Annotated in this window: 12 protein-coding genes and 3 rRNA genes; 9 read left to right on the plus strand and 6 right to left on the minus strand. The window is 44.9% G+C overall.

Going from position 1 to position 16,499, the window contains the following annotated elements; all coding sequences use genetic code 11:
• Positions 1–3 precede the first annotated feature (3 nt).
• Both IM676_RS07410 and ubiE read right to left on the minus strand, forming a co-directional pair.
• Complete coding sequence (locus IM676_RS07410; protein ID WP_200989603.1) at positions 4–1,239, minus strand: DUF445 domain-containing protein; 1,236 nt, start codon at positions 1,237–1,239, stop codon at positions 4–6.
• A 45-nt stretch (positions 1,240–1,284) separates the two neighbouring features.
• Positions 1,285–1,974, minus strand: coding sequence for a bifunctional demethylmenaquinone methyltransferase/2-methoxy-6-polyprenyl-1,4-benzoquinol methylase UbiE (gene ubiE / locus IM676_RS07415; RefSeq protein WP_200989604.1), 690 nt, complete (start codon positions 1,972–1,974; stop codon positions 1,285–1,287).
• Positions 1,975–2,139: 165 nt separating this feature from the next.
• Between ubiE and IM676_RS07420 the strand changes: the two genes are divergently transcribed.
• Positions 2,140–3,228, plus strand: a complete 1,089-nt coding sequence (locus IM676_RS07420; protein ID WP_200989605.1) for a RuBisCO accumulation factor 1 — start codon at positions 2,140–2,142, stop codon at positions 3,226–3,228.
• Between the two features lie 6 nt (positions 3,229–3,234).
• Here the strand turns inward: IM676_RS07420 and IM676_RS07425 are convergent, their stop codons facing one another.
• Positions 3,235–4,926: a glycosyltransferase family 39 protein gene (locus tag IM676_RS07425; protein ID WP_200989606.1), complete on the minus strand. Its 1,692-nt coding sequence runs from the start codon at positions 4,924–4,926 to the stop codon at positions 3,235–3,237.
• Between the two features lie 186 nt (positions 4,927–5,112).
• Between IM676_RS07425 and IM676_RS07430 the strand changes: the two genes are divergently transcribed.
• The 8 genes from IM676_RS07430 (at position 5,113) to ureG (ending at position 11,251) form a co-directional block, all read left to right on the plus strand.
• Complete coding sequence (locus IM676_RS07430) at positions 5,113–7,470, plus strand: ATP-dependent helicase (protein ID WP_200989607.1); 2,358 nt, start codon at positions 5,113–5,115, stop codon at positions 7,468–7,470.
• A 37-nt stretch (positions 7,471–7,507) separates the two neighbouring features.
• Entirely contained in the window at positions 7,508–7,705 is a 198-nt protein-coding gene (gene rpmI / locus IM676_RS07435; RefSeq protein WP_200989608.1) for a 50S ribosomal protein L35, read from the plus strand.
• A 19-nt stretch (positions 7,706–7,724) separates the two neighbouring features.
• Positions 7,725–8,081 carry a 50S ribosomal protein L20 gene (gene rplT / locus IM676_RS07440; RefSeq protein WP_200989609.1) on the plus strand — a complete coding sequence of 119 codons (357 nt, stop codon included), beginning with the start codon at positions 7,725–7,727 and terminating at the stop codon, positions 8,079–8,081.
• Positions 8,082–8,093: 12 nt separating this feature from the next.
• On the plus strand, positions 8,094–8,900 hold the full coding sequence (locus tag IM676_RS07445; RefSeq protein ID WP_200989610.1) for a transporter substrate-binding domain-containing protein: 807 nt from the start codon (positions 8,094–8,096) through the stop codon (positions 8,898–8,900).
• A gap of 82 nt (positions 8,901–8,982) precedes the next feature.
• Complete coding sequence (locus IM676_RS07450; RefSeq protein ID WP_200989611.1) at positions 8,983–9,510, plus strand: tetratricopeptide repeat protein; 528 nt, start codon at positions 8,983–8,985, stop codon at positions 9,508–9,510.
• Positions 9,511–9,532: 22 nt separating this feature from the next.
• Positions 9,533–9,976: an urease accessory protein UreE gene (gene ureE, locus IM676_RS07455; RefSeq protein ID WP_200989612.1), complete on the plus strand. Its 444-nt coding sequence runs from the start codon at positions 9,533–9,535 to the stop codon at positions 9,974–9,976.
• On the plus strand, positions 9,954–10,643 hold the full coding sequence (locus tag IM676_RS07460; RefSeq protein WP_200989613.1) for an urease accessory protein UreF: 690 nt from the start codon (positions 9,954–9,956) through the stop codon (positions 10,641–10,643). Before ureE ends, IM676_RS07460 begins: the two co-directional genes overlap by 23 nt.
• Positions 10,644–10,654: 11 nt before the next feature.
• The gene (gene ureG, locus IM676_RS07465) at positions 10,655–11,251 is read left to right on the plus strand and encodes an urease accessory protein UreG (RefSeq protein WP_200989614.1); all 597 of its coding nucleotides are present in this window, start codon (positions 10,655–10,657) and stop codon (positions 11,249–11,251) included.
• Positions 11,252–11,345: 94 nt separating this feature from the next.
• On the opposite strand, the gene rrf is transcribed toward ureG, so the two are convergent.
• From rrf to IM676_RS07480, 3 genes are all read right to left on the minus strand, one after another.
• Positions 11,346–11,463 (minus strand): 5S ribosomal RNA (rrf, locus tag IM676_RS07470).
• A 58-nt stretch (positions 11,464–11,521) separates the two neighbouring features.
• Positions 11,522–14,346, minus strand: a 23S ribosomal RNA gene (locus tag IM676_RS07475).
• Positions 14,347–14,626: 280 nt separating this feature from the next.
• A 16S ribosomal RNA gene (locus IM676_RS07480) occupies positions 14,627–16,115 on the minus strand.
• Together the 16S, 23S and 5S rRNA genes form the textbook arrangement of a ribosomal RNA operon.
• Positions 16,116–16,499 lie beyond the last annotated feature (384 nt).

Genomic DNA, 16,499 nt, shown 5'->3' on the forward strand with positions numbered 1-16,499 from the left:
AAACTAACCTTGGGTCAATATTAAAAATCCTACTTGTAATAAACCAATCACAAAACCCAACACACCACCTATAGTAACAATTGCCTGTAATTCACTTTTAACAATTCCCTCAATTGCAGCCTCTAAATCAGCCGGGGAAGTTGACTTTACACGGTCAATAATTACTTGATCTATGGATAATATGGGAATTACCTGGGCGACAATTTTCTCTAAATCCTGTTCTAAATATCTTTCCAAAATTTTCGCTAACTCTTGACTGACAACTTCTAAGGAAGAACTGAGTACAGGTGAATTGCTCAGACGATTTAGGAGTAAAGTGGCTATATTCTCCCAGTTAACAGAATCAGTCAATCCTTGCAGTAAATCGCTCCCACTCGACTGGATATAATGACGCACACTTTCCCTTGTGGTCTTGCGCAGTTGGCGCACTGTCCCTATGGGTAAGTTCTGTAATGATAAATCTTGCAAGACTTTCTTGAGGCGATCGCGCATTTGCAAAACTGCGATTAATTCCTCTAAACGAGCATTGCTAGCCTCTTTTTCATCTAAGCAAAAAGTTCTCAATCTGGTGAGAGTATTACGTAAACCAAACAAATTTGCTACTACCCAGTAAGTACCACTAGTCTTTTCCCGAAAGCTTTCATCAATAGTTTGAATCGTGCGATCGGTCAGAAAATCAATAATTACCTGTCGCAATACATCTGGGGGTAAGACTACCTGTAATAACCAATCGGCTAGCCTTGTAGACTGTTCTTCACTCAGTTGTAATTCCAGCAATACCTGGTCAAAAATTTGATTAATTTGCGCCTCTAAAAAATCTTCTCGCCTGGCTAGAACTCTCAGCAACCGAGGTAATGATTCTCCTAAGAGGTCGCGCAAAATTCCGGCGACAATTTTGGTACTTTTCTCGTTCTTTTCCTGTTTAATTTGTGCAATTGCTAATTGTAATAACCAGAGAATCGCTGTTTGTACCCGTTCTGTTTGTAACAAACGTCGTGCCAGATTTTGCAATTCTGTGGGAGTCAGCAACGACCCCATAATTGTATTAGAAATTCTCGTAGCCAGACGTTCTTGGTTGCGAGGAATCAATCCCGGAGTAAATGGTACTTTTCGCCCCGCAATATAAATTGCTTGGTAGGGACGAAACAACATTTTTATGGCTATATCGTTAGTAAAATAGCCAATAACGCCACCCAGAACCGGGGGTAATAGGTAAAACCAAAGGTGAGACCAATCCAAGGTAAAAATTAAGAGAATTAGGCTTGATAAACCACAAGTGGTAAATCATTTACTGACTACCAATACTCCCATCATATCGTTCGCAATGGGATAGTGGGTAACCGAAGTAAAACCAACTTGACGGGCTAACTCGACTTGCTCCTCCCCAGTGGGGAAACGATCTAAGCTGGGACTGATATAAGCATATTCTTGTTTTAAACCCATTTGTTCAGCCATGGGTACAACTATACTACTTAAATACCATTGCTGAAAGGCTCGCATCTGCTGATTTCGGGGACGGTGAAAGTCTAAAATTGCCGCTGTAGCACCAGGTTTGAGAACGCGGTGTAATTCTTGAAGACTGCGCCCAATATCTGTAACATTTCTTAAACCATACCCCATGGTTGCCGCATCGAATTGGCCATCCTCGAAAGGTAAACTGAGTACATCGGCTTCTATCCAAGAAATTGGGGGTTGGGAGTATTGGCTTTGGGCCCGTTTTTGAGCAGCTGCTAATAGATTGGCTGAGAAATCCACACCATACACCTGTCCCTGGTTTCCCACATATCTGGCCAAACCAAAGGCTAAATCACCACTCCCACAACATAAATCTACACAAGTATCTCCTGGTTTAGCTCCACTCCATTTGATTGTCATTTCCTTCCAGATCCGATGTTGTCCCAGACTCAACCAATTATTTAACTGGTCATAAACTGGAGCAATACGGTCAAAAATATCGCGAATTTCTCGATTCATTATTGGTCATCTGTGAACGGTTAAGAGTGAAGAATATTTCGACACTAGTATAGTATGTGTAAGACAGAAAGGATAAACTGGGGGGTGAAATTTCAGATATCCTGGTTGGCGTTGCTAACTCACATTTACAAAAACTTTCCTATTTTAGGCTCCCACTCCCGAATTATGACTAATTTACCTTCTAATGCTCAAAATCCTGAAAATGCTTTGAATGAAGATGTAGTAAAGGAGTTGCTGCGAAAGCTCAGACAAAAACAAGGTAACTGGGTCGAGTGGGGGGCGGCGATCGCCTCCTTGCAAAAAGCCGGTTACAATCCTCAGCAGATTTTTGAGGAAACTGGATTTGAACCAATTCAACAAAACCAGGTGATTGTTGGTTCCCAAGTTTATCATTCTTTAGAAAAAGGTGGTGCTTCGGAAGCTACGCGATCGCACTACGCTACACGAGGTAGCGATGTTTTGTATGAATTACGCTTGCTGACCCACGAAGAACGGGCCGCTGCAGCTGAACTCACCTTTACCCACAAACTCGATATGGATGAAGCGCGGGAAGTTGCAAAAGCAATTAAGGATTTCTCCCGCTTGCGGACTTTACCGACCGGTTTTTCAGACCATCCTGGTGATGCTGTTGCCTATCAAGCTTGGAAGTTAGCACGGCAGTATACAGATTTGCAAGAGCGATCGCGTCTAATTGCCAAAGGTTTGAAATTTGCCCACACCCCCACAGCTAGGAACAAAATAGAACAGTTATTAGTTGATTTTACTGTAGTCTCCCAGCGTCCCGCCCCCATTTTACCCTTTTATCGCTTTGAGTCAGAAGACGAATTACCCCGCATCGTGCCGGTAGTGGGGGAGTTCCCATTAACACCACAGGATTTAAAAAGTGTACCTCTGGTAGAAAGTTTGGAACCATTTGGCTTAGTTAAATTTGCAGGGGAACAAGCTTGGGTACCATTACCAGGTTGGCAAGTATTATTAAGTGCGGAAGATCCTGTAGTGATTTTATGTAATAGCGATCGCCTCCCCAACCAGGAGAACAATTTACCAAAACCCGTGCTGGTAGTTGTAGACCGCGCCGGGCGTCAATGGGATGATTCCAGCTATTTCGTGGTTGAACACAATGGTGAATTAGATTTTCAGTGGTTTGACACCGAGCCACAAATTCCTCTGCTGGGACGAGTGATTGTGATTGTCCGTCCTAAGAAAATTTTTGATGATGTCATCAGCAAAGATTCCTGGCAAATTGACGAATAACATCCTCTAAAGTCTAATTTTGTGACAGCGATAAAGTTGATAGGGAATACCTATCCGATAGTGCTGTGCAGTGTCTATATTACAAATACTATCCCCAAACAGTCCCAACTGCTGGGGATAACTCTCCCTGATCATCCCCGGGCCAACTATCCATAAATTTATCTGAGATACTCCTAGTTTGGGCATTTGATCAAGTTTCTCCCACAAGGGAGGTGAATGGGGAGATTTGTCTAAAAAACCCACAGTATCAAACTGATTGAAACTGTTGGTATTATTCCTAAGTTTTTCTAATGCTAAAGCAAAACCTAATCCCAAGGCTACATCCTGATAATTGCTATATCCTACCACGAGCATGATGGGCGCAGATGGTTCTAAATTCATGTTTTGGGCGACTTGTTCCGGCTGGAAAGGCTTTTGAAAGACTAAATTAGAAACTACAAACACACAACTGATAACACCCACAAATAAAATTATCAATTTTGACTGGTGATTTTTGCCAATACTAGCTGCCAACAAAGCGCAAAAACTGGGATAATAAACAAAGTTATAGCGGGGAATAACAGTTATATCTTTACCAAATAAGTAGGCTATAGCAAAAAACTGCATTAACACCACAATCATAAAAGTGGCCAGGGTTAAGATTGATAAATGGGTTTTCTTTTCTAAATAGACAATTTTTAAACCCTTCCATACCTGCCAACCTAGCCAAATGGCAAAAGTTACCATGAAAAAGCCACAGATAACTGTAATTACTAAAGGCTGATTTTCCACAGGTAGAGCAATCACCATTAAAATCCAACTAATTAAGGTGTGATATACCGGGGAAATGTGCATAGTAGCAGGTAACCAGTTGGTGGCGGAACTCTGAACATGATTCAAGATTACCGGCATCCAGGGAATAAAACTAATTACGACCCCAGTAGTTGCTATAATTAAGGTGTTTTTGAATATCGAAGTTTTACACCAATAGATTAATAAGAGTAGTGTGATAATTTCAGCAATGAAAGCCAAAATAAAAAAGTAGTGAGTATAAAAACCAATAATATTGACAATTGACCATAAGATCACAACCCACCATCTCAGACGTTTATTATCTAAAATATCCTGCTGAATTTCCATTAGTCCCCATAATGCTAAAGTGATTAGGAACATGGGCATGGTATAATGGCGTGCTTCTTGGGAAAGGTAAACAGCAAAGGGAGAAACAGCCATAATTAAGGCGGCGATGATTCCCGATGTGGGAGAAAAAGCAGTGCGGTTGACAAAATAAATCGCGACGATACTACCTACGCCACATAAAGCCGATAGCGATCGCAATTTTGTTACCCACTCTGAACCCAAGGGAGTCATCCACCCTAACCAGCTGTACATTGCACAAAAAAATAATGGAGGATGGGTAGACTGATGGGTTAGATTTGCAGCAATTTGACTACAACTAACTCCAGACTGGTAAGTAAAAATTTCTGGGACTGTTTGCAGAGGGAATAAGATATCTAAGGGCAATTGATGATAATTTTTACCTAAACTGAAAATAGCTGTAATTACCTCGTCCATCCACAGAGGTTTTAAGTCTAAATTCTGAAAGCGTAAGATGCTACTCAGGGCGATGATTGCAGCTAATCCTAGATAATGTAGATAGGGTTGTCTATTTGTTAAACGTTGATGCAGTTCTTGGAGTTGGGAGATGATGTGATACATAACACTAGTTTGTTAGTCAGTGTTCTATATCTAAGATTGATTAACCACAGATGAACACAGATAAATACAGATAAATACAGATAATTTTATAGTTGATTGGTGTCAATCAAGAGATTTTTGACATCTGATGCACTTGATCCGGTATACCAGTTGGCTAAGTAATATACTTTTAAAATCTCAATAATTATGTTAAATTCTGAACTTAGGGCTACTTTCTCTGGGGAATGTCTTCAGTCTCAGTTACAAGAAAAGATTTGGGGAATCCGTAAGATTCTACGCCCAGGACAACAGCAAATGGCTGATTGGACTTCAGGACTCCTGGCTGTTTCGGCGGTTCCTGGGGCTGGTAAATCTACTGGTATGGCCGCAGCAGCAGCGATCGCGATCGCCCGTCAGTACCAAGTTTATGCTGAGTCTGGTCTGTTTGACCGTCGTCAGGTTGTAGTTGTGACTTTTACTCGTTCCGCTGCTGCCAATATTAAAACAAAAATTTGCCAATACTTAAAAGAGTTATCTCTACCTCAGTCTGGCTTTGCTGTCTACACTTTGCATGGTCTGGCTTTGAATATTGCTAGCCGTTACCCTGATTTGTCTGGTTTAGATTTGGATAATGTCACATTAATTACTCCTAATCAAAGCCACCGTTTTGTACGTACAGCGGTAGAACAATGGATTAATAATCATCCAGAACTTTATGGCCGGTTGCTGGAGGGTGATCAATTTGACGGGGAAGAGACAGAAAAATTACGCCGTCAGTCAGTTTTGCGCACGGAGGTTTTACCGGACTTAGCCACTACGGTGATTCATGAGGCTAAAAGTTCTGGAATCAAACCAGACCAACTCAGAGGGTGGAGTGAAAAAACTAGAGATAAATACGCAATTTTACGGATAGCGGCGGGATTGTATGAAGAATATGACAATCTCATGCGATCGCATGATTTCATTGACTACGATGATATGATCCTAGCCGCCCTCCATGTTCTGGAAAACCACAGCGCTCGCAGCATGGAACAAAACCAAGTTTTTGCAGTATTTGAGGACGAGGCCCAAGATTCTAGCCCTTTACAGACGAGGCTATTGGAGATTTTAGCAGGTGTTGACCCAGATAATTATTCGGCGACTATTTCCTACTCTCCCGGTAACTTAGTGCGTGTTGGTGATCCTAATCAGGCGATTAACTCAACTTTTACCCCAGCTGATCCGATATATTTCCGGGAATTTTGCCGGGTGTGTAGTGGTTCTGGCAAACTAGCAACCATGGATCAAGCTGGACGCAGTAACAGAATCATTATTGCTGCTGCTAACTACACTCTACAATGGGTAAACGGGTTTTATCAACGCAAAAATCAGCCATTACCCTTTCGTGAGCAAAAAATCCTTCCTGTTGACAGCGGCGATCCTCAAAAAAATGCCAACCCCTTACCCATGGGAAGAGGATTAGAACTTTATCAACCGCGGGATATTGATCATACAGTCGAATTACTGTCTCAAAGAGTGGTGGAGTTGTTTGCTGAAAACCCTCACAATATGAGTGCAGCAATTCTGGTGCGACAAAATCGCCAAGGACGCTGGTTAACACAGAGGCTGGAACCTGTGTGTAAGGAACATAAAATTAGACTTTATGATGTGGGTGAAGGTGAGCGCCGTTCCCATGTACCTGAGGAAATTTTGGCATTATTGCAGTTTTGCCATCGCCCCCATTCTTCTGATTATCTCAAGGCTGCTTTGGAGGTGTTGCTACAACGTCAATTGATTCCCACCCAAGACCTCAACGCTCTGGCTAGTCTACCAGAACAATTTTTGTATCCCAGTCCTTTAGCAGCACCCCAGCCAGACACGGTTAAAAAGGCAGCCCATCTGTGTCGTAGTTTACTTCGTGCTCCTTTGGAGTTACCTGTATATGATTTAATTTCCTTTCTGGCTTTAACGTTAAAGTATGACCAGGGAGAATTGGCAACTGCTGATAAACTCGCAGAACGGTTAACCCAGCAAATAACTAACCATAATTCTCTGGAAACAATGCTGGCAGCTTTAAGTGAAATTGTCAATTCTGAACGGTTTGAACCAGTGGAAACCGATGATTTAGAAGGCCGTTATACTCGTCCGGGTCAATTGACCATTATCACTATGCACAAAGCTAAAGGGTTAGATTGGGACTATGTATTTATCCCCTTTCTACATGAAAAGTCAATTCCTGGTAAGTTTTGGGTTGCTCCTAAAAGCCAGTTTTTAGGTAAATTTACTTTATCAGAAGTTGCTCGCGCTCAAATTCGCTCGGCTCTACATGGGAAATCTCATATACCTAATGTGTATCAGGCGTGGGAAGAGGCAGAACATTTAAAAATGTCTGAGGAATACCGGTTACTATATGTGGGTATGACACGAGCCAAGCGCCTGTTATGGATGTCTGCATCACAGCAAGCGCCTTTTATGTGGAGTAACCCAGAAAATTTACAAGCAGAACCCCCTTGTCCTGTTTTTGTGGCATTACAGCGCCAGTTTCCTGAATGTGTAGTTGATTTGCCAGAAGATTTCAGGAAATAGTATATAATTATGGATTGTGTCGAATTCAAGTTAGACCATGCCTAAACTCAAGACTCGTAAAGCAGCAGCCAAGCGATTCCGCGCCACTGGTAGCGGTAAAATTGTCCGCCGCAAAGCTTTTAAAAGCCACCTTTTAGAACACAAATCTTCTAACAAAAAGCGTAACCTGTCTAAAACTGCACTGGTACACGAACGGGATGAAGAAAATGTACGCTTGATGCTTCCTTATTTGTAAATTGTTCAGGAAATAAATTATGACAAGGGTAAAACGCGGTAATGTAGCTCGTAAACGCCGCAATAAAATTCTGAAACTAGCTAAGGGTTTTCGTGGTTCTCATTCAACTTTGTTTAGAACCGCTAATCAACAGGTGATGAAGGCTCTACGGAGTGCTTATCGCGATCGCAAAAAGAAAAAGCGTGATTTTCGCCGCCTGTGGATTACCCGCATCAATGCGGCTGCTAGGCAACATGGTTTGAGTTATAGTCAGTTAATCGGCAATCTCAAAAAAGCTGATATTCAACTCAATCGCAAAATGTTGGCACAATTGGCAGTCTTAGATCCTACTGCATTCGGTAAGGTAGCTGAATTGGCAGTTCAAGCTAAGGGATAAAGGTGGTAACGGATGAATAACCGATGTAACGGATGGCTAAAAATTAATCAGTTACATCTGGTATTATCCGCTACCATTGTTTGTATTGTCTGTTTTTTCTGGGGATTGATGGCGGATGCAGCCAAAATGCCAGAAATTCAGGATCGAGGTTATTTAACTATTGCTGTTAAAGATAACTTACGCCCGTTGGGATTTAGAGATGTTCACGGGAATTTACAAGGCTTAGAAATTGACTTGGCAAAGCGTCTGGGGTTTGATTTGTTAGGTAAACCAGATAGCGTCAGGTTGCAACCAGTAGCCAATGCTGATCGCTTGTCTGTAGTCTTAAATCAGAAAGTTGATTTAACTATCGCTAGGGTAACAGCCACTGAATCGCGATCGCGTTTAGTTAGTTTCAGTGTTCCTTACTATCTTGATGGCAGTGTAATTATAACAAATGATGCTGCTATTCAGCAGCTAAGTGATTTAGCTAACCGCAAAGTGGCGGTAATCAAGAACTCCAGTACAATTGCCCACATACGTTACTATGTGCCTAAAGCTGAGTTAGTGGGAGTTAATTCATATCAGGAGGGGCGGAGGCTGACAGAAAATAAGACAGTGGTAGCCTTCGCTGCTGATGCTAGTGTTCTAAGCGGTTGGGTACAAGAATATCCCCAATACCGACTTTTACCTACGAAGTTATCTACAGAACCTTTATCTGTGGTGATGCCCAAGGGATTGCAGTATGATCAGTTAAGACGACAAGTTAATCAGGCGATCGCTCAATATATAGCGGAAGGTTGGCTACAAGAACGCCTTGAATATTGGGGCTTACCGTAAGTAAAGAAATATTTACCCCATCTTCCCAGTGTCCCATAATATATACAGAAGTGTGAAATTTTAATATTTGTATTTCCTGGCAATGGATAAAAATTTAGTCATTATTTATCTCTCAATTTTTGTGGGTCTGCTTTCCTTCGTAGTTGTGAATGTTTTCCGGCAAATTTTCAAAACTCGCAAGCGTGAAAGTGCTTTGTCAAGGTTACGTAAAAAATTAGAGAACCAAAAGGGTACGGCTCAAGAATATTACGAGTTAGCGAGCATTTATTCCGAAAAGAAAATATTTTCTCAGGCAGTGGTACTGTTTCAAAAGGCTATTAAGGCGGCTCAAGAAGAAGAAGAAGAAGATATTACCGCCCCGATTTATAACGGTCTAGGTTATGTTTATTTCAGTCAAGAGCAATATGACTTAGCAATTCGTCAGTATAAGGAAGCGCTAAAACGTAACCCAGACTATGTAACAGCACTGAATAATCTGGGACACGCCTACGAACGGAAAAAATTAACTGCTCAAGCTCTGGAAATGTATGAGCAAGTATTAAAAATTACTCCCAATAATACCATTGCCAAGCGCCGAGCGGAATCTTTACGACGTTTGGTTTCTGTCTGAAAAGGTAGGGACACCCATTACTATGCTGACTTTAACCCAACGTCAACCCCCTAATGCTAATGTAGTTGTAAATTTTACCCTGGCACTGACGGCAGAAGAACGCACCCGCAGTCGTTACCGTTGGGAAACCGAAGATGGCAAAGTGTTATTTTTGCGTTTACCCAGGGGGACAATATTGCAAGATGGGGATATTTTGCAAGATGAAACCAAAAGGGAAAATGTCAGAATTACTGCCAAGGCAGAATCAGTTTTAACTGTGTTTTCCCCCACACCACTTTTATTAATGCGAGGCGCATACCATTTGGGAAATCGCCATGTACCTGTAGAAATTACTTCTAGCTATTTACGCTTATTGCCAGATCCAGTTTTACGCACAATGCTAGAACAATTGGGACTAGAAGTTATAGAGGAAACCCTACCATTTCAGCCGGAATTAGGCGCTTATGGACACCATCACTCTCACTGATGCCAATTTCCTATCCATATTGCAGTTAGCAAGTCCAGGGTTACCTGTGGGAGCATATAGCTATTCTGAAGGCTTAGAAAGGCTGGTGGAAAATAGCACTGTTTCCAATCAAGCATCCCTGAAACATTGGTTAGAGGGGGAACTGCGTTATGGTGCAATTAGGTTAGACGCGGCGGTAATGGTACGTGCCCAACAATCCGCTAGTATTGGGGATGTATCAGCTTTATGTCGTTGGAATATGTGGTTATCTGCTGCTAGAGAAACCGCAGAACTGCGCGCATCTAGTTGGCAAATGGGGCGATCGCTAACTCAGTTGTTGGGTAAACTAGAACCGGATATCATACCTTTAGTGAGTGCTGTGGGTAATCCTGTCAATTATGCGATCGCCTTTGGGATTGCTGTGGCTCATTGGGAGATCAATCATCAAGCTGCTTTACTGGCATATTTACATAGTTGGGCTAGTAATTTGATTACTGGGGGAGTGAAACTCATTCCCCTGGGTCAAACTGCGGGACAAGAATTATTGTTAGATTTACAACCATTAATCAGCGCTGCTGTCAGGGAAATATTAGCCTTAGAGGATGACGACCTGAGCTGTTGTAGTTGGGGTTTATCCTTAGCTAGTATGCAGCACGAAACCCAGTATACAAGGTTGTTTAGGAGTTAGATACAAAAATAATGAGTGCATTGCGTGTAGGAGTAGCAGGCCCGGTGGGTTCGGGAAAGACGGCTTTAGTCGATGCTTTGTGTAAGACTTTGCGTGAGCAGTATCAGCTGGCGGTAGTCACGAATGATATTTATACCCAAGAGGATGCTCAGTTTTTGGTACGGTCTCAGGCCTTGACCAGCGATCGCATCTTAGGGGTAGAAACTGGAGGTTGTCCCCACACAGCAATTCGGGAAGATGCTTCCATGAATTTGGCTGCTATTGAACAATTAGAAAACCAATTTACTAATTTAGATTTAGTATTTTTAGAAAGTGGCGGCGACAACTTAGCAGCTACCTTTAGTCCAGAACTAGTAGATTTAACAATCTACGTCATCGATGTGGCTGCTGGTGATAAAATTCCCCGCAAAGGTGGACCTGGTATTACTAAATCTGACTTATTGGTGATTAATAAAATTGACCTTGCACCTTATGTTGGTGCAGATTTAGATATCATGAAACGAGACACTGAGAAAATGCGCGGTGATAAACCTTTTATTTTCACCAACCTGAAGAATCAACAAGGGTTAGCAGATGTAATTAAATTTGTAGCTTTACATATCACTTGACATCTCCCCTGGTTGAAACACAGGGGAGATTTCAAATCCAAATGGCCTTAAAAACAAAACACCCCGTGGGGGGGTGTTTTGTGTTGAATATAAAACCTGGCATCGAGCTATTTTTGCGGAGGGCTACCCCTCAACTATCGTGGCCGCTGCAGCGTTTCACCTCTGAGTTCGGGAAGGGATCAGTGTGGTTCCACCGCGCCATAGACACCAGGAAAGAGTGTTGGGTCACAGGACCCTGAAGACTGCAAGTAACGCGAAAACCAGAGTAATGAGGTCAAGCCCTCGGTCTGTTAGGACTCCTCAGCTACATACATTACTGTACTTCCACTTAGAGCCTATAAACGGGTGTTCTGCCCGTGACCTTACCTACTTAAGTAGTGAGAGCACTCATCTTGAGGTGGGCTTCCCACTTAGATGCTTTCAGCGGTTATCCGCTCCGCACTTAGCTACCCAGCGTCTACTCCTGGTGGAATAACTGGTACACCAGCGGTGCGTCCTTCCCGGTCCTCTCGTACTAAGGAAGGCTCCTCTCAATGCTCTTACGCCTGCACCGGATATGGACCGAACTGTCTCACGACGTTCTGAACCCAGCTCACGTACCGCTTTAATGGGCGAACAGCCCAACCCTTGGGACGTACTTCCGCCCCAGGTTGCGATGAGCCGACATCGAGGTGCCAAACCTCCCCGTCGATGTGGACTCTTGGGGGAGATCAGCCTGTTATCCCTAGAGTAACTTTTATCCGTTGAGCGACGGCCATTCCATTCTGTGCCGTCGGATCACTAAGGCCGACTTTCGTCCCTGCTTGAGTTGTCACTCTTGCAGTCAAGCTCTCTTTATGCCTTTACACTCGCCGCACGGTTTCCAAGCGTGCTGAGAGAACCTTTGCGCGCCTCCGTTACCTTTTAGGAGGCGACCGCCCCAGTCAAACTGCCCACCTGAAACTGTTCCTACACCCGCTGAGGGTGCTAGGTTAGAATTCTAGCTTCGCCAGAGTGGTATCTCACCGTTAGCTCCATACCCCCCACAAGGGGTACTTCTATGCTTCCCACCTATCCTGCGCAAGCCAAGCCCGAACACAATTCCAGGCTACAGTAAAGCTTCATAGGGTCTTTCTGTCCAGGTGCAGGCAGTCCGTATCTTCACAGACATTCCTATTTCGCCGAGTCTCTCTCTGAGACACCATCCAGATCGTTACGCCTTTCGTGCGGGTCGGAACTTACCCGACAAGGAATTTCGCTACCTTAGGACCGTTATAGTTACGGCCGCCGTTCACCGGGGCTTCGGTCGTCAGCTTCAGGGCGAACCCCTGACCGACTTCCTTAACCTTCCGGCACTGGGCAGGCGTCAGCCCCCATACGTCCTCTTTCGAGTTAGCGGAGACCTGTGTTTTTGGTAAACAGTCGCCTGGATCTCTTCACTGCGACCCACTCTCGTGGGCACCCCTTCTTCCGAAGTTACGGGGCCATTTTGCCGAGTTCCTTAGAGAGAGTTATCTCGCGCCCCTTGGTATTCTCAACCTCCCTACCTGTGTCGGTTTCGGGTACGGGTAAGATGCTTTCATCACATTACCAGCTTTTCTTGGCACTTTCCTTCACCATGCGGGGTTCGTAAACCCCTCCCAAACCAATTAGGGTATGGCTATCTTTCATGCGTCCCTGGCAATGCTCCCACATCTTAGTCAGGGATTATTCACCCTGTGTCCATCGACTACGCCTTTCGACCTCGCCTTAGGTCCCGACTAACCCTCCGCGGACGAACCTGCCGGAGGAACCCTTAGGGTTTCGGGGCATTGGATTCTCACCAATGTTTTCGCTACTCAAGCCGACATTCTCACTTCCGTTTCGTCCACAGCTGCTCGCCGCTACTGCTTCTACCTATGACGGAACGCTCCCCTACCGATTAATTGCTTAATCCCACAGCTTCGGTACATCACTTAGCCCCGTTCATTTTCGGCGCAAGATCGCTTGACTAGTGAGCTATTACGCACTCTTTCAAGGGTGGCTGCTTCTAGGCAAACCTCCTAGTTGTCTATGCAATCTCACCTCCTTTCTCACTTAGTGATGATTTGGGGACCTTAGCTGGTGGTCTGGGCTGTTTCCCTCTTGACAATGAAGCTTATCCCCCACTGTCTCACTGGCAATGTGTACTCTGGGTATTCTGAGTTTGTCTCGATTTGGTACCGGTCTCCCAGCCCGCACCGAAACAGTGCTTTACCCCCCAGATATATTCATTACCGCTGCGCCTCAACACATTTCGGGGAGAACCAGCTAGCTCCTGGTTCGATTGGCATTTCACCCCTAACCACAGCTCATCCGCTGATTTTTCAACATCAGTCGGTTCGGACCTCCACTTGGTGTTACCCAAGCTTCATCCTGGCCATGGTTAGATCACCAGGGTTCGGGTCTATAAACACTGATCTATGCGCCCTTTTCAGACTCGGTTTCCCTTTGGCTCCAGCATTTTCGCTTTAACCTACCAGTGCCTATAAGTCGCCGGCTCATTCTTCAACAGGCACGCGGTCATCCGTTTAATCGGACTTCCACTGCTTGTAGGCTAACGGTTTCATGTTCTATTTCACTCCCCTTCCGGGGTTCTTTTCACCTTTCCCTCGCGGTACTGGTTCACTATCGGTCACACAGTAGTATTTAGCCTTACGAGATGGTCCTCGCTGATTCACATGGGATTCCTCGTGCCCCATGCTACTCGGGATTCAGCTACTATCCTTGAGTTTTCGACTACAGGACTTTCACCTTCTTTGGTGCAGTATTTAGCTGCTTCGTCTAACCGCCAGATTCGATATCGCTGTCCCACTACCCCAAGGGATATATCCCTTGGTTTAGGCTCCTCCCCTTTCGCTCACCACTACTCAGGGAATCTCTTTTGATTTCTTTTCCTCCAGCTACTAAGATGTTTCAGTTCGCTGGGTTGGCTCTTTCCTGCCTATATATTCAGCAGGTAGTCTTTAGGGTTGCCCCATTCGGAAATCTCCGGCTCTTAGTTTGCTTCCAACTCCCCGGAGCATATCGTCGGTAACCACGTCCTTCTTCGCCTCTGTGTGCCTAGGTATCCACCGTTAGCCCTTATTAGCTTGACCACTTTACATTGGTTTTTTCCACTGCAAACACTTTCTTTTGATTGTCTGTGTCTGCCTGCTTTTTTTCGCGTTACTATGCAGTTTTCAAGGTTCTGGCTGAGTTTTACTCAGCAGTCTGGCTCTATGCCATGTTGCTGATTTTTTACTCACGTATTAGCTGCTGATGAACTGAACCATAAATACTTTGAAAGCTTTTACCAATCTCGACCGACCTAGGAATGACCATCTCAGTATCTATTTACTTTATGTGTTCGATATCTGAGGGGTATAGGTCTCCCTAAAAGGAGGTGATCCAGCCACACCTTCCGGTACGGCTACCTTGTTACGACTTCACCCCAGTCACCAGTCCTACCTTCGGCGTCCCCCTCTCCTAAAAGTTGGGGTAACGACTTCGGGCGTGACCAGCTTCCATGGTGTGACGGGCGGTGTGTACAAGGCCCGGGAACGAATTCACTGCAGTATGCTGACCTGCAATTACTAGCGATTCCTACTTCACGCAGGCGAGTTGCAGCCTGCGATCTGAACTGAGCTACGGTTTATGAGATTTGCTTCACATCGCTGTGTCGCCGCCCTTTGTCCGTAGCATTGTAGTACGTGTGTAGCCCAAGACGTAAGGGGCATGCTGACTTGACGTCATCCCCACCTTCCTCCGGTTTGTCACCGGCAGTCTCTCTAGAGTGCCCATCTTCATGCTGGCAACTAAAAACGAGGGTTGCGCTCGTTGCGGGACTTAACCCAACATCTCACGACACGAGCTGACGACAGCCATGCACCACCTGTGTTCGCGCTCCCGAAGGCACTCCCACCTTTCGGCAGGATTCGCGACATGTCAAGTCTTGGTAAGGTTCTTCGCGTTGCATCGAATTAAACCACATACTCCACCGCTTGTGCGGGCCCCCGTCAATTCCTTTGAGTTTCACACTTGCGTGCGTACTCCCCAGGCGGGATACTTAACGCGTTAGCTCCGGCACGGCTCGGGTCGATACAAGCCACGCCTAGTATCCATCGTTTACGGCTAGGACTACTGGGGTATCTAATCCCATTCGCTCCCCTAGCTTTCGTCCCTCAGTGTCAGTTGCGGCCTAGTAGAGCGCTTTCGCCACTGGTGTTCTTCCTGATATCTACGCATTTCACCGCTACACCAGGAATTCCCTCTACCCCGAACGCACTCTAGCTGTGTAGTTTCCACCGCTCTGATGAGGTTAAGCCTCATTCTTTAACAGCAGACTTACATAGCCACCTGCGGACCCTTTACGCCCAATCATTCCGGATAACGCTTGCATCCTCCGTATTACCGCGGCTGCTGGCACGGAGTTAGCCGATGCTTATTCCTCAGGTACCGTCATTTTTTTCTTCCCTGAGAAAAGAGGTTTACAACCCAAGAGCCTTCCTCCCTCACGCGGTATTGCTCCGTCAGGCTTTCGCCCATTGCGGAAAATTCCCCACTGCTGCCTCCCGTAGGAGTCTGGGCCGTGTCTCAGTCCCAGTGTGGCTGATCATCCTCTCAGACCAGCTACTGATCGTCGCCTAGGTGCGCCTTTACCACACCTACTAGCTAATCAGACGCGAGCTCATCTTCAGGCAGCAAGCCTTTCACCTCTCGGCATATCCGGTATTAGCCACCGTTTCCAGTGGTTGTCCCCGACCTGATTGCAGATTCTCACGCGTTACTCACCCGTCCGCCACTATCTCCTAAGAGACCGTTCGACTTGCATGTGTTAAGCATACCGCCAGCGTTCATCCTGAGCCAGGATCAAACTCTCCGTTTTGTTTTCCTTAGAGTTTGGTCTCCTAATAATTTCTTATTTCGGATTCCTGTTATAATTTTTGATTAACCTTGGGTTTCTCTACCCAAACTAAATCTTCTTGACGAGGATTGGTTATTGTTTCGCTTTCAAAGTATTTTGTTTTCTCGGTTCAGGTGTTTTCGGCTCTCGCCTCGGCACTTATTTAATATATCTATTCTCTTTGGTTTCGTCAAGGGGTTTGACAAACTTTTTTTTTGGGTTCACCTACTGCGCCTTATTTCCCTTGTTCTGAGCGCTTTTTGCCCCCTCTGGTTGAATCTCAAATCTCAAAACCTGGTTTTTTCTTGGCTCTTTACCTGAGTTATTCCTATTTTCAGTCCTCAATGCCAGATGTTCTAAGGATGG

The organism is Anabaenopsis elenkinii CCIBt3563, from assembly GCF_015245355.1.
Classification (GTDB): domain Bacteria; phylum Cyanobacteriota; class Cyanobacteriia; order Cyanobacteriales; family Nostocaceae; genus Anabaenopsis; species Anabaenopsis elenkinii.